Below are 13,231 nucleotides of genomic sequence, written 5' to 3'. Positions count from 1 at the left end.
GTTACATATCCTCCTCTAAGACGCCTGCGTGTAGATTGTACGTGATCGTTTCCCGTGACTCCTCCGGATAGAAGCACGCAGCTACCTGTTCGTCCTCGACGTCCATCAGCTCCGGGTCCTCGACCGTACACTGCTCGTCGGCGATCGGACACCGCGGGTGATATCGACACCCCGACGGGATACTCACCGGGTCGGGGGCCGACCCCTCGATCGGTTGCATCTCCTCGACGACCGAGTCGATGCTCGGCAGCGACCTGAGCAGCGCCCTCGTGTAGGGATGAGAGGCGTTCTTGAGGACCTTATACGCCGTGCCGACCTCGACGAACTCGAAGGCGTACAGCACGGCGAGTCGATCGGCAAGTCCGGCCACCAGCGGCAGGTCGTGGGTGATAAACAGGATCGTCAGCTCGAACTCCTCCTGGAGTTCCCGCAACATTGCGATGATCGACCGCTGCATCAGCATGTCCAGGGCCGCGGTCGGCTCGTCCATCACCAGCATCTCCGGTTCGAGGACGAGGCTGAGCGCGATCAGCGCCCGCTGTTTCATCCCACCCGAGAGTTCGTGTGGATAGGCGCCAAGCACCCGATCCGCATCGAGGTGCAAGGCATCGAAGAGGTCCCGGGCGTGGGTCATTCGCTCGTCCAAATCGGCGTCGTGTGCGCGGATAGTCTCCTTGAAGTGGTCCCCGATCTTCATCGTGGGGTTGAACGAACTCATCGCGCCCTGGAAGACCATCGCGGCCTCCTCCCACCGGTAGCGCCGTTTCTGCTCGTCGTTCAACTCGAGGATGTCGACCGCGCCGTTCGCGTCGGTGGTGATCCCCCGCGGGAGCGTCTCCGGGTTCTCCGGGTAGTAAGTAATGTCCCCGGTCAACAGCCCGGGATCCTCGACGACGTCGAGCAGCGAGGCGGCGAACATCGATTTGCCGCTGCCACTCTCGCCGACGATGCCGATGATCTCGTTGCGGCGGATGTCGAGGCTGGCGTGATCCAGCACTGTCGACTGTCCGCGTTCCAGGTCGAAGCGCACGGTCGCGTCCTCGACCTCGAGGATGATATCCCCGGCCGATGCCTGCCGTCCGTACTGCGTCTGTTCTTCGGTTGCCATGCTTAGCACCTCCGGCTCTCGTTGGGCTGCTCCAGTACCATTCGCTCGATCGTGTGTGCCGGTATTTCCAGCACCTACATCACCTCACCACTGGCCTGTGGCTCGTCATCCTCGTCTGGCGTGGTCTGTGCGTGGCGGGCACGGAGTCGCGGGTTGAACACCCGGTCGAGCCCCTGTGCGAACAGCACGAACACGAACGTCATCCCCGAGAGGGCAACGGCGGGGAAGAACAACCAGTGGCCCGCGGCCCCGATCTGTGAGACTGCCTGTCCCTGGTCGTAGGCATTGTTCATGATGACGCCCCAGTTGAGCGTCGAGACCGGAAGGATACTCAGGAAATACAGCGCGACCGAGGCCTTGAGGACCCGTGTCGCTGCGCCCGCCATATTCACCAGAATGTATGGGGCGAGTTGCGGGAACAGGTCCTGTCTGATGATCGTCGACGAGGAAAGCCCCAGTGACCGGCCTGCCTCGACGTAATCCTCCTCACGCAGCGTCAGCACCTGTGACCGGATCGCACGCGCCAGTCCGGGCCAGGTGTCGATGGCGAGGACGACCCCCACGACGAAGGGGTCCCGCATCGAATCTGCGAAGATTCCCGACAGCACGATGATCAGCGGCAGGCCGGGCAGGACGGCCTGGATGTCGGTGATGGTCATCATGATCCGATCGACGATGCCGCCTTTGTACCCGCCGATGAAACCGATGATGACGCCGGCCAGTACTGTCGTGAGTGCACCACCCGTCGCCATCTTCAACATTGCGGGCGTCGCGTGGACGATGAGGCCGAATATCCCCTCACCGTTGGAGTTGGTCCCCAGCGGCACCGACCAGTCGATGAACGCGGGCAGCTTCCGCGGCCCCTCGTTGAGTTCTGGCTCTTTGACGAGCACGACACCGACCGTCCCCATCAGGATGTAAAACAGGATGCCGAGCCCGCCGACGCGGGTCCGCCAGTCGCTCCATCCGATCCGGAGCGGAGCGAGGATGTACCGGTCGACAAACCGTCTGAGACGCTCCCGGGTCGACATCCGGGCCGCCTCTAGATCCTCGCCCGTCCCGAAGATCATCTCTTCTGCCGTCCCACCGTCCGTCCGCATCTCCGTTTCGTTGTCAGTCATGTTAGAAACTCTCCCGTGTGGAACCGGTTCCTGCACGTGGGTCGATCAGCCCGTACGTCAGGTCGGCAAACAGGATCCCGAGGATGGTGATGAAGGTGAAAAACAGGAACGCCCCCATCATCAGCGGGTAGTCCTGTCGTTCCAGCGCCTCGAACGTGTAGTATCCCAGCCCGATGTACTGGAAGATCCGTTCGGTGATGACGTTCGAACTGAACAGCCTCGCGATCCCCATCATCATGCCGGTGTAGATCGGCAGGATGGCGTTCCGCGTGAGATACCGCGTCAGGATCCGGTTGACGCTGATCCCCCGGATCTTCGCCGACCGGATGAAGTCCGACCCCATGACCCGGACCGCGTTCCCCCGCATGTTGAGCGACCCGGATGCGAAGCCGACCACGAAACTAGAGAGGATGGGCATCGCCCCGTACCGGACCAGGCCGACCATGAACTCCACGTTGAACCCTGGTTCGGCAGTCGGCGGGTATTTCCCGCCTTTCGGGAGAAGTTCCCACTGGTACCCCAGGAAGACGAGCATCACGACCGCGACGACGTAGTAGGGAATCGAGTTCATCGCCAGGACGTACGCGACGAGTCCCGAGTCGATCTTGGTCCCCTCGTACCACGCCATGACCGCACCGATGACGATAGTGGCTGTGTATCCGAGCAGGAGGCCGTAGACGCTGATGAACACCGACCACGGCATCGCCCGGAAGAGGATGTCAAAGACCGGTTGGTTGTAGTAGATAGACTCCCCGAAGTTCTGTTTCAGGACGATGTCGGAGGTGTACCCGAGGAACCCTTCGATGATCCCCGAATCGGGATTGATTCCCGTCATCCGTTCGGCCTGCGCAGCGATCTCCGATGGATCCGGCGGCCGCCCCTGTCCGATCCGCTGTTGAATGAGGTCCGCCATGATCGAATCAAGGGGGCTCCCGGGCATCATCCGGTATAACGCGTACGTGATGAACGTCCCGGCGATCAGCGTTATTACCGCCTGTGCGATACGACGTGTGTAGTAACCCATGCTATGCACGTATATGGTGAATTCCACCTATTATATTTTCCGTCATCGACTCCTTTTTACTGTGTCCAATTCGTGGCATATAAATTACCATATGGACGAAAAGGTTTCCGGTAGTTCGCGGGTGGTCCCGGCCGACGGTCCGGTTCGGCACGGTCGTCCACCGGATGTTCCGTCGACGCGAGCGACAGCGTTTACTGGGCCGGCAGTCGAGCTATGTGGTAATGACCGACGATCGACGTGAGCGTGCCACGACGCTCCTTCGGGAGACCCGCTCGGACCCGGATCCTGCGGACGCATCCGAGTTCGATACCATGCTCGGGGCTGACGATCCGACACTCCGTCGGTACGGCCTCGACGGCCTCAAAATACTCGCCCGCCGGGATCCGTCAGTCCTGACCGCCCGCGTCGACCGGATCGCCGCGTTGCTCGAAGACCCCGACCGTGAGGTCCGGGCCGGGGCGAGTGCGATCTACGCGGAGTCGCTCTCGGGCGACCCGGTCCTGGCGGCGGCCGACGTTCTTGTTGACCTTCTCAGTGATTCGTATCCGATCGTCCGATGGAACGCCCTCGAAGCCCTCGTCGAAGCGGCCCGCACTGACCCTGCCGCCTGTGAGGCGTACGTCGAGGACGTCATGGCGTTCCTCGACGCCGACACCGATCACGTCCGGGCTCATGCGGTCCGGTTTCTGGCTGTCGTCTCGATGGAACGGCCCGAGGCAGTCGTGCCGGCGGCCGACCGGCTCGTTGAGATCCTGCTATCGGCGGGCGATGTCGACGTCGGGATCGATGCCACAGTCCGGCGACAGGCACCCGACCGTGGTTCGCGCGTCGACGACATGGCCGAGCGAGCCCGCGAACGGCAACGTAGCGAGCGACAGGCCGCCGGGCATGCCGTCTTCGGGATCGCGACTGTCGACCCAGACGTGGTTCGACCCGCCGTCGACGACCTCCTGGCCCTGCTTGCGGATCCCGACCCCCAGGTTCGCCAGGTCGCCCTCGACGTGTTGGTTCCCCTCGCTGAGGACGACCCCGGCGCAGTCGATGCACACGTCGAGGCGATCGCTGACTGTCTCGACGATGTGCCGATGGTCCGGGCCAGCGCATCGCAGGCGCTTACGGCTATCAGTCCCGTCGCGAGCGATTCCGTCGCGTCGGCCGCGCTCGATCACGTCGAGGCGATCGCCGATCTGCTCGACCACGATTCACCACCGGTCCGGGCCAGTGCCGCATCGCTGCTGGCGCTGGCCGCCGATCGGGATCCCGATGCGATCGCCGACGTTCGGGCGGAATTAGAGGCGCTTTCCGAGGACGACGTCTCCTTCGTCCGGGAAGCCGCGGCGGATGCGCTCGCCGACCGGTGATCGACTCGTCCCCCTCTCGTATCGTCGACGGCAATCGAGGTCGGTCGTCCTCGACGGTGTCGACGTGCTGGTTCTCTGTGGACGTAGCGTGAGGCGACCGGACCAAAGCGACAGGAGCACCTCCTGACGTCGAACGCGAAAAAACCGAACGCGATCGGAAATCAGCGAACCGGTGAGACCGTTTCGAGCGTTATTCCTTGTGATCCGCGGGCGGATCGGGGAAGTTCGTGTCGTACTTGAGCTGGGGCATCCCGGCGATCACGCTGTAGTTGCGTGACCCGTACTCCTTGGTGTGGCCCCACATCTCGTGATCGTGTGGCGGGAAGTTGAACCCGCGAACGTCGCCGTAGACTCCGTTGTAGTAGGAGTGGAAGACGAAGTTCGGGAGGTAGTAGTTGAAGTACCGTGCGGCGACTTTCGCCCGGTTGCGCACCTCCTCGATGTCGATCCCGGGCTCGCGTAGGTTCTCGGTCACGGTCTTCATGTCGTAGGTGTCCGCGCCGCCCGGAATGCTGTCGGGCACCTTGTAGGAGCCATCCGGTGCCTCGATCGAGCCGACTTCCGACGGGAGCGGGACCTCCTGGACAGGCCGGCCCAGCCCGTCGACCTCGTTTTCCTCTTGCAGGTCGAAGTACGGAGCCGTGTCGGGGCTGCCCGAGAGCAGCGGGTTCGACCACCACGCGCCGTTGTAGTCGTAGGCACCGGTGATCGTCTGGAAGTTCGCCCACTGCAGCGCGATGTCGTAATCGTAGTCCGGCGGCGAGAGTCGATCGGTGTAGGTGTCCCAGGCTTGCCCGTCGAGCGTGACGCCAAGGCCGAAGTCCTCGAGGTTCGCCATGACGGTCTGGACGCCACCGATCCAGGAGGATTCCCCGGAGTTGAACGTCAGGTCCCAGTCCGGACTGTCGCCGTCCGGTCCGACCCAGGACCCGGACTGTTTCTCGTAGCCGGCCTTCCGCATCCACTCGGCGGCCAGTTCCTGATCGGCTTCGATCGGGTAGGTGTAGAGACTGTCGAGGAATTCGTCATCGAAGTTCCCCTCGCTGACGGTCTCGAGCAGTCCGGTGTGGTGGGGGTTGGTTTCCGAGACTTCGGGCCCCCAGCCGTTGGCCCCGACCTGGTTCCAGTCGATCGCGGCGACGGCCGCACGTCGGACCCACAGGCGACCGAGGTGCTTGTTGTTGAAGTTGAAGATGAGGTTGTCCCCGCCGACCTGGAGCCACCGGGAGATCTCCTGGATGTGGTCCGGCACGGACTGACGGTTGATCGACCCCGTCGACTCCGGCAGGACGCCGTTTTCGAGGTCGACCTGTCCACGTGAGCGAACGATCTGTGCGCGGTCCTCGGTCGCGAACTGGATCCGGAGTTCGGGGATGTTGATGTGGTCGTTGGGGTGGTCCTCACGAAGCTTCATCAGGACTTCAGTCCCGCTGACGTCGTCGCTGGACTCGATCTTGTAGGGACCGCCGCCCCAGCCCTCGTCGGCGTATCGTCCCACGGAGATACTGTCACCCTCGAGTTCGTTGGTGACCTCGGTCATCGCTTCCTGATTTGCCGTGTCCGCGTACTTCTCGGCGTACGGCGTGGTGAACGACGGGTGCATCGGCATCGCCTCGGTCTGGGCGACACCTTCGACGGTGTCGCTCTGCATGACGTAGGCGTTGGTACCGTCGTCCGGGAGTTCGGATTCGCCCGTCGGCGCGTTGGAGTTGCGTGGCTCCAGCCGCCGCGTGCCATCATTGTACCAGAAGTGATGTCGGAACTGCTCGACGGCCTCGGACTTGAACGCCTCGTCCGCGTTGAAGATCAGCCCGTCGTACCCGTAGTAGACGTAGTCGTGTTCAACCCGGGCCTCGGCGTCGATGGGCGTCTCCTCGTCCCAGTAGTAGAGGTCCTGGTTGTACGTGTTGTACATGTCGTACGGCGGTTCCGCGGTGTAATCCGTGATCATCGCCGGGATCTCGACCTCTTCGAGCCCGTCGACGTGGGGCATCGAGTACGTGTGGCCGTCGATGATGATGTCGATCTCCTGGGTCCGGGCGGATGAGAGTTCCGTCATCCAGTTTTTCCCGGTAGAGGCGTCTCCCGTCTGCCAGGTACTCATGTTGGCCTGCTCGAGGACGTTGTTGTCGACGACGTTGAACGTCTGGCTGACGGGCTCTTCCCCGCCTTCGTCGGTGCCCCCGTTGCCGTTCTCTTCCCCGGTATTGTTGCCGCTCCCGTCGTCGCCACACCCAGCGACACCGGCGACGCTGGCCGCGACGATCGCTTGAACATATTGGCGTCTGGACAGTTCATCCAGCGGATTATTGGGTCTCCGCATGGTACGATATTCTCAATCAGACATTAATAAAGCTTTCCATTATAATTTCACTCCGATATTCTAATAACGAAACCACGGGGGAACGTGATGTGGGGTCATTCGGTCCAGAACTGTTTCTTATCGGCGCGTCTCGAAGCCGATCCTCTCTCAGCGTAATGTAATACGTATAATTTGTAAGAAAAATAACTTGTAGCAGATGGGTACGCATCTCCCAACGGTGTTCTCGCGTGTGCGTGTGCGAACAGATATACCACAGACGCCAAGGGGAAACGTTTTTTCAACCGAAGGCGAGACTCATACGCATGTCCACGGGCCAGACCGCCTTCGAGTGGGAGGATGAATCATGACGGACGGGCCATCGATGTTCATGGTTGAGATCTGTGATCGTCGGATGCAGTTTTTCTATATCTTTGCGTTTTCGCTGTTCTTTCTGTTGCTCACGGTCCCATACCTGTTTATTTTGGATCCGACCTCGGCCGTCTACGTCGTTTCTGCGCTCAACGCGTTCGGTCTCGGGACGTTTGCGCTTCTCAGCGGCGTCGCGATTCTATACTGCAAACGGAATTTCTGATCGCGGTGGCGTCACTCTCAACGGGCCGGTCTGAACCATCCGATATCCACACGTCCTTCGCCGCGGCTCGGTGCCTGGTTTCGGCGACCTCGAAAAGGATGTCGATCAGCCGCTGTTCGTCGACGGCAGGACGGAACCCCGCTTACATCATGCCGCCCATGCCGCCCATACCGCCCATGCCGCCGCCCATACCGCCCATGCCGCCGCCCTGACCTTCCTGTTCGTCCTCGTAGTCCTCACCCAGCGCGGTGGCCGAGATGATGTCGTCGATCTTGAGCACGAGGTTCGCGGCCTCGACCGCACTGGAGACCGCCTGGGACTTCGCGTGGGCCGGTTCGACGACGCCTGCCTCGAACGTATCGACGACATCGCCGTCGAAGACGTCCAGCCCGGCGTGGCCGTCGCCATTCTCGTGGGCCGCCCGGAGTTCGACGAGCGTGTCGATCGAGTCGAGTCCGGCGTTCTCCGCGAGCACGCGCGGGATGAGGTCGAAGGCGTCGGCGAAGGCCTCGACGGCGAGCTGTTCGCGACCGCTGACGCCGTCGGCGTACTCCCGGAGTCGGCCGGCGAGTTCGACCTCGGTCGCTCCGCCGCCGGCCAGTACCCGGCCGTCGGAGATCGTCGCCGCGACGACGTCGAGCGCGTCGGTGATGCCGCGTTCGAGTTCGTCACTGACGTGCTCGGTCGACCCGCGGACCACCAGCGTCACACCGTGGCTGTCGTCACTTTCGACGATATACCAGCCGTCTTCGGGGTCACGCGTGATGTCGCCCGTCGCGAGATCCTGGTCCGAGAGCGTCTCGAAGTCCAGGTCCGAGTGGAGCTGGGTCCCCAGGACTTCGCTCAGGAACTCGATGTCGCTGCGCTTGATCTGGCTGATCGAGAGGATCCCCTCCCGCGCGAGCAGGTGCTGGGCCATCTCGTCGATCGACTTCTTCGAGAGCACAACGTCGACACCGGCATCGACGACCGCATCGACCTTCTCCCGAAGCTGTTGTTCTTCCTGCTCGATGAATTCCTGGAGCTGCTCGGGATCGTCGACGCTGAGCTGGGCGTCGTTCTCCATTTCGTTGACCGTAAAGGGTGCATCGAGCAGCAGAATGTCGGCGTCTTCGGCTTCTTCCGGCATGTCCTCGTGGTCGGGATCCGTGTCGATGGTTCCGCCATTGACGAGCTGGGAATCAGCAACCGGTCGGCCGGGTTTGGCTTTGATGTCGACGAACTCCAGGTCGACGACCGTCGAGCCGTCCTCGGCGTCGACGGCGACGGCCTGGGCCGTCTCGACGACCAGATCCGAGAGGAGATCGAGATTGAGTTCCGCGCCCTTGCCGGTCATGCTCGTCGCCGCGACGCTTTTGAGCATCTCCTCGTCGTCGGGCTCGACCGGGACCGCGATGTCGTCGATCTCGTCGCGGGCCTGCGTTGCCGCCATGTCGTACCCGCGGATGATCGACGTCGGGTGGATGTCCTGTTCGAGCAACTCCTCGGCGTTTTTCAGGAGCTCGCCCGCGAGCGAGACTGCCGTCGTCGTGCCGTCGCCGGCCTCGTCCTCCTGGGTCTGGGCGACCTCGACGATCATCTTCGCCGTCGGGTTCTCGATGTCCATCTCCTCGAGGATCGTCACGCCGTCGTTCGTGACGGTGACGTCCCCGATCGAGGACACCAGCATCTTGTCCATCCCCTTCGGTCCGAGCGTCGAGCGGACCGACTCGGCGACCGCGCGGGCGGCCGAGATGTTGTGGCTCTGGGCGTCTTCGTCCTTGAGGCGATCCGCATCCTCGCCGAGGACGATCATCGGCTGTCCCTGCATGCGCTGGCTCATAAGTCGGTAGCATGTTTGTCTGTGGTTCTATATAAGTGTGCGGGTTTCGATCGACTCGTGGACCGACGACAACGCAATCACGAAACCAATGAAATGCACTATAATGGCTACAGCGGCGATTAGATGCCGGAATTGCACAGTTCGGGGTACACGCCTCCAGAGACTGGGGCAAATATACTTATATGAGAAATCGAGGTGTGAACGAGCGCCCGTCCGGTTACGATTCCCGGTTCAATTCCCGGATCGATTCACGGATCTGACGGACGTTGGCGGATTGCTCCTGGTTTGCGGCCGCAATGTCGTTGACCTCCTCGGCGATCGTCTCGGCCTGGCCGACGAGTTCGTCGACCATCGAGGCGACTTCCTCGGTGCTTGCGGCCTGGTCGTCGGTCGCTTCGGCGACTTCCTGGATGCCACGGGACGTCTCAGTGACGGCCTCGACGATGTCCTCTAGGTTCTCCATGGCGGCCTCGACGCGGGCGATACCGTCCTGGACCTGTTCGGTCGTCTCTGCGAGACTCTCGACGGTCTCGTCGGTGTCGTCCTGAATCGCCGCGACCATCTCCTCGATCTCGCCCGCGTGTTCCTGGGACTCCCCGGCAAGACTCTTGACCTCGTCGGCCACGACGGCGAAGCCGTCGCCGGCCTCGCCGGCACGGGCGGCCTCGATCGAGGCGTTCAACGCGAGGATGTTCGTCTGCTCGGCGATGTCGTTGATCACCTCGACGACTTCGTCGATCTCGCCGACGCGATCCTGCAGGCGGTCGACGTCTTCGGCGACGTCCGCCGCAGAGTCGTCGACTGCCTGCATGACGTCGATCGCGTCGGTGGCTGCGTCCCGTCCGTCTTCAGCGAGGCGCTCGGCCTCGGCGCTTGTCGCGTCGACGTCGTCGGCCGTCGCCGCGATCTCCTCGATCGTTGCACTCATGTTCGAGACTTCCCCCGAGACTTCGCTGACACTGTCGACCTGTTCGTCGGCGATCGAACTGATCTGCCCCGCGCTGTCTGCGAGGTCGTCGGCCGCCGCCTGTGTTTCGTCGACTGCCGTCTCGACCTCGCTGGCGACTGTCCGTCGACGGTCGAGTTCCGCCTCGACACGCTGGTTGTAGGCGTGAATGTAGGTGTCCATCGCCACCTGCTGGTCGAGGTTGAGCAACTTCAGCGCCGAGAGCGACCGTTCGACGACCGCGTCGACCGCCTCTTCGGGGTTCAGTTCGTCCGTGTCGTTGCCGGCAGGCTCCCCTTGCCCGGCGAGTTCGGCTTTGACGTCGTCGGCGATCATCTCCATGATGCCCTGGTAGTAGATGACATAGGCCCCGAGGTAGAACTTCGGCCCCATTTCGAGCATGTCGTGGAGTTTGCCGATCCTGGCTCGACGATCAAAGTAGTCCTGGCCGTACTCGCCGTCCCCTAGCGCCCGGAGGTACGCCGACTGGGTCCGTTTGAGTGCCTCGATACCCTTGCTGGAGCGCCCCATCACGTCGACGGCGTCACCGAACTCCTGGAGGTGATCGTAGAACTCCCCGGCGAGCTCGTCGGCGAGCTCATCGAACTCCGCCTCCATGTCGGCCAGCCGCCTCGCGTCTTTCTCGTCGAACTGGGTGAAGCCCTTTCGCCAGGAGATCTCTTCCCGGTCGATCCCGATCTCGTCGGTGAGGGTCGAGCCATCGACCCGACCCCGTCGCTGTGCATCGATCACGTCGTCATCTGTCGGTGGCATGGGTCTCACTATCAGTGGAACACGTCGACCCCTCACGTCGGTGTTCGGGGGAACGACTGTTTCACTTTGGGCTTGTTATCTTCTGGGGCCTATTAATCGCCGTCCTCCCAATTTCAAATATGATTTCAAAAAGGGAGGGCTATATAGCTGTACTTTTCATACCTTTTGGAAGTTCTCATGGTGGGTCAGGGCGGCTTCGATCGATACGTTTTCCCCCTGTGCCGGCCGATCCAGGCGCATGTTCCCGGACTTTACGGTCATCCCGGCAGTCGACATGCAGGGCGGGCAGGTCGTCCAGCTCGTCGGCGGCGAGCGCGGGACTGGCAAGACGTACGGCGACCCCGTCAGCGCGGCCGAACGGTGGGTCGAGGCGGGCGCGGAAACCCTGCACCTGATCGATCTCGACGGTGCGTTCGAGGGCGAACGCGCCAACGCCGACGCCATCGCGGCGATCCGGGCAGCCGTCGATGTCGACCTCCAACTCGGCGGCGGCATTCGCACGGCCGAGGACGCCCGGGCCCTCCTCGATGCGGGCGTCGATCGCGTCATCCTCGGGACGGCCGCCGTCGAGGATCCCGAGATCGTCGCCGAGATCAGCGAGACCCATCCGGACAGCGTGCTCGTCAGCTTAGACGCCAGCGACGGCGAGGTCGTCGTCTCGGGGTGGACCGAATCGACCGGTCTCGATCCGGCCGAAGCCGCCGGCAGGTACGCCGAGTTGGGCGCGGTGGGCATCCTCTTCACGGATGTCGACGTCGAGGGGCAACTGGCAGGTGTCCGGACCGGGCCCGTCGAACGCGTCGTCGAGGCCGTCGACATCCCCGTGATCGCCAGCGGCGGCGTGGCGACCATCGACGACGTTCGCGATCTGAAAGACGCTGGCGCGGCGGCAGTCGTCGTCGGCAGCGCACTTTACGAGGGCGCGTTCACACTGCAAGAGGCGATCGCCGCCGTCGAGTGAGCCGGCGACGGGTACCTGACTTGTCATGTACTTCCCGGTCGCCACCGGAATCGGTGTTCCCTCATCCATCCCCGTCGTCCGGCGCTTGATCTCGACCCGGGACGGGTTCGGGGAGCGACACCGTGCGGTCAGGGAAGTAGCACTGTCTCACCCGGGATTTCCTTACGACGGTAAAACATATTACTCCGCCAGATTACGTCGTCGGTATGGTCGATCGACGTGGTTTCGTTCTCGGTTCAGGGACGGTGCTGACTGCAGCGCTCGCCGGGTGTACAGCTATCCCCGGAACGGGCGGTGTGGACCCCCATCCTGTGGAGCGGTTCGTACCGCAAGCGACGGCAGTGAGCGAGTACGGCCCAACGCTCCGGGACAACGAGTATACCGTCTGGAGCGTCGACGCCGCAGCCCTCCGTTCCGAGGTAGAGTCGCTATCCGAAGACGCCCGTTCCCAGTTCGACGTCGAAATCCCGGCCCGAAACGGCGTTTCGCACTCGGAGTTCGGAATCGAGTACGGGGCGGTTGACGACATCGTCTTCCTTGGAACTCCCGAAATAAATGCGGTTCCACGGGGCGTCGATCACCTCGGGCGACTCGTGGCCTCGATCACGGTCGGCGACTTCGATCAGGGCGATGTCGTCGACGCCGTCGGCGATGAATTCCGGCGCAACGACGACGGCGAGGTCGTCGTGTTCAGCGACGGCGACCTGTCGTATGCGGCCGGTGACGGCTGGCTCGTCTGCGGGTTCGACCCGGCCGTTCGAACTGTCGTCGATGCTCGACAGGGGGCTGTAGCGCGACACGTCGAAACCACACCGGCAATCGAGTCGGTCGTGACTACACTCGCCGATGCGACGTTCCTCTCGGCGACCAAGCACGACCGCCACGAGCGGACGGACGTCGAGGACGGAACCATCGAGGGACAGGTCGCCGAGGGGTTCGGCTACGATTTCACCGGGGAAACAGCGTCGATCGAAGCGGTTCTCGTCTTCGAGGACGCGGCCGTCGTCGACGAGGAGGCGGTGACGGAATGGGCGCAGGAAACCCTATTGAACGTCCCCGACCCGACGGTTGCCGCCGACGGAGCCACGGTGACGATCACGGGCGACACTGACACGGACGTGCTCCGATACGCCACGATCGCCTTTCTCCCGTTCTCGTTTGCGGCCGGGAGCGAACAATCCACCACCTAGGGACACGCCGTTCCGCGGTGCATGATTCGG

General features: G+C 62.9%; 10 protein-coding genes. 4 read left to right on the top strand and 6 right to left on the bottom strand.

The genetic code is table 11. The features are described 5' to 3' along the window. Nucleotide 1: 1 nt before the first annotated feature. From HBNXHr_RS12200 to HBNXHr_RS12190, 3 genes are all read right to left on the bottom strand, one after another. Complete coding sequence (locus HBNXHr_RS12200; RefSeq protein WP_275737481.1) at nucleotides 2-1,108, bottom strand: ABC transporter ATP-binding protein; 1,107 nt, start codon at nucleotides 1,106-1,108, stop codon at nucleotides 2-4. Between the two features lie 74 nt (nucleotides 1,109-1,182). After that, nucleotides 1,183-2,229, bottom strand: coding sequence for an ABC transporter permease (locus HBNXHr_RS12195; RefSeq protein WP_275737480.1), 1,047 nt, complete (start codon nucleotides 2,227-2,229; stop codon nucleotides 1,183-1,185). 1 nt (nucleotide 2,230) lies between these two features. After that, entirely contained in the window at nucleotides 2,231-3,253 is a 1,023-nt protein-coding gene (locus HBNXHr_RS12190; protein ID WP_275882340.1) for an ABC transporter permease, read from the bottom strand. Between the two features lie 221 nt (nucleotides 3,254-3,474). Here HBNXHr_RS12190 and HBNXHr_RS12185 point away from each other — a divergent pair, with 221 nt between their 5' ends. After that, on the top strand, nucleotides 3,475-4,614 hold the full coding sequence (locus tag HBNXHr_RS12185) for a hypothetical protein (protein WP_275882339.1): 1,140 nt from the start codon (nucleotides 3,475-3,477) through the stop codon (nucleotides 4,612-4,614). A gap of 190 nt (nucleotides 4,615-4,804) precedes the next feature. On the opposite strand, the gene HBNXHr_RS12180 is transcribed toward HBNXHr_RS12185, so the two are convergent. Beyond that, nucleotides 4,805-6,937, bottom strand: coding sequence for a hypothetical protein (locus tag HBNXHr_RS12180; protein WP_275882338.1), 2,133 nt, complete (start codon nucleotides 6,935-6,937; stop codon nucleotides 4,805-4,807). A 343-nt stretch (nucleotides 6,938-7,280) separates the two neighbouring features. On the opposite strand from HBNXHr_RS12180, the gene HBNXHr_RS12175 reads away from it, so the two are divergent. Beyond that, the gene (locus tag HBNXHr_RS12175) at nucleotides 7,281-7,508 is read left to right on the top strand and encodes a hypothetical protein (protein WP_275882337.1); all 228 of its coding nucleotides are present in this window, start codon (nucleotides 7,281-7,283) and stop codon (nucleotides 7,506-7,508) included. A gap of 142 nt (nucleotides 7,509-7,650) precedes the next feature. On the opposite strand, the gene thsB is transcribed toward HBNXHr_RS12175, so the two are convergent. After that, nucleotides 7,651-9,318 (bottom strand): thermosome subunit beta, encoded by a 1,668-nt coding sequence (gene thsB, locus HBNXHr_RS12170; protein WP_275883722.1) that lies wholly within the window; start codon nucleotides 9,316-9,318, stop codon nucleotides 7,651-7,653. A gap of 229 nt (nucleotides 9,319-9,547) precedes the next feature. Beyond that, nucleotides 9,548-11,050 carry a globin-coupled sensor protein gene (locus HBNXHr_RS12165; RefSeq protein WP_275882336.1) on the bottom strand — a complete coding sequence of 501 codons (1,503 nt, stop codon included), beginning with the start codon at nucleotides 11,048-11,050 and terminating at the stop codon, nucleotides 9,548-9,550. A gap of 238 nt (nucleotides 11,051-11,288) precedes the next feature. On the opposite strand from HBNXHr_RS12165, the gene hisA reads away from it, so the two are divergent. Continuing rightward, nucleotides 11,289-12,011, top strand: coding sequence for a 1-(5-phosphoribosyl)-5-[(5-phosphoribosylamino)methylideneamino]imidazole-4-carboxamide isomerase (gene hisA / locus HBNXHr_RS12160; RefSeq protein ID WP_275882335.1), 723 nt, complete (start codon nucleotides 11,289-11,291; stop codon nucleotides 12,009-12,011). 206 nt (nucleotides 12,012-12,217) lie between these two features. Further along, nucleotides 12,218-13,201, top strand: a complete 984-nt coding sequence (locus tag HBNXHr_RS12155) for a hypothetical protein (protein WP_275882334.1) — start codon at nucleotides 12,218-12,220, stop codon at nucleotides 13,199-13,201. The last annotated feature ends 30 nt before the right edge of the window (nucleotides 13,202-13,231 follow it).

This window comes from Halorhabdus sp. BNX81 (assembly GCF_029229925.1).
Taxonomy (GTDB): Archaea; Halobacteriota; Halobacteria; order Halobacteriales; family Haloarculaceae; genus Halorhabdus.
Note: the sequence above shows the minus strand (reverse complement) of the source record. Positions and strands in the feature narration are given on the sequence as shown.

Bases quoted from the DNA above. Each gene is read 5' to 3' on its own strand.
- HBNXHr_RS12190 (WP_275882340.1), bottom strand. From the start codon at position 3,253: ATGGGTTACTACACACGTCGTATCGCACAGGCGGTAATAACGCTGATC.
- HBNXHr_RS12155 (WP_275882334.1), top strand. From the start codon at position 12,218: ATGGTCGATCGACGTGGTTTCGTTCTCGGTTCAGGGACGGTGCTGACT.
- HBNXHr_RS12195 (WP_275737480.1), bottom strand. From the start codon at position 2,229: ATGACTGACAACGAAACGGAGATGCGGACGGACGGTGGGACGGCAGAA.
- HBNXHr_RS12200 (WP_275737481.1), bottom strand. From the start codon at position 1,108: ATGGCAACCGAAGAACAGACGCAGTACGGACGGCAGGCATCGGCCGGG.
- HBNXHr_RS12180 (WP_275882338.1), bottom strand. From the start codon at position 6,937: ATGCGGAGACCCAATAATCCGCTGGATGAACTGTCCAGACGCCAATAT.
- HBNXHr_RS12185 (WP_275882339.1), top strand. From the start codon at position 3,475: ATGACCGACGATCGACGTGAGCGTGCCACGACGCTCCTTCGGGAGACC.
- thsB (WP_275883722.1), bottom strand. From the start codon at position 9,318: ATGCAGGGACAGCCGATGATCGTCCTCGGCGAGGATGCGGATCGCCTC.
- HBNXHr_RS12165 (WP_275882336.1), bottom strand. From the start codon at position 11,050: ATGCCACCGACAGATGACGACGTGATCGATGCACAGCGACGGGGTCGG.
- hisA (WP_275882335.1), top strand. From the start codon at position 11,289: ATGTTCCCGGACTTTACGGTCATCCCGGCAGTCGACATGCAGGGCGGG.
- HBNXHr_RS12175 (WP_275882337.1), top strand. From the start codon at position 7,281: ATGACGGACGGGCCATCGATGTTCATGGTTGAGATCTGTGATCGTCGG.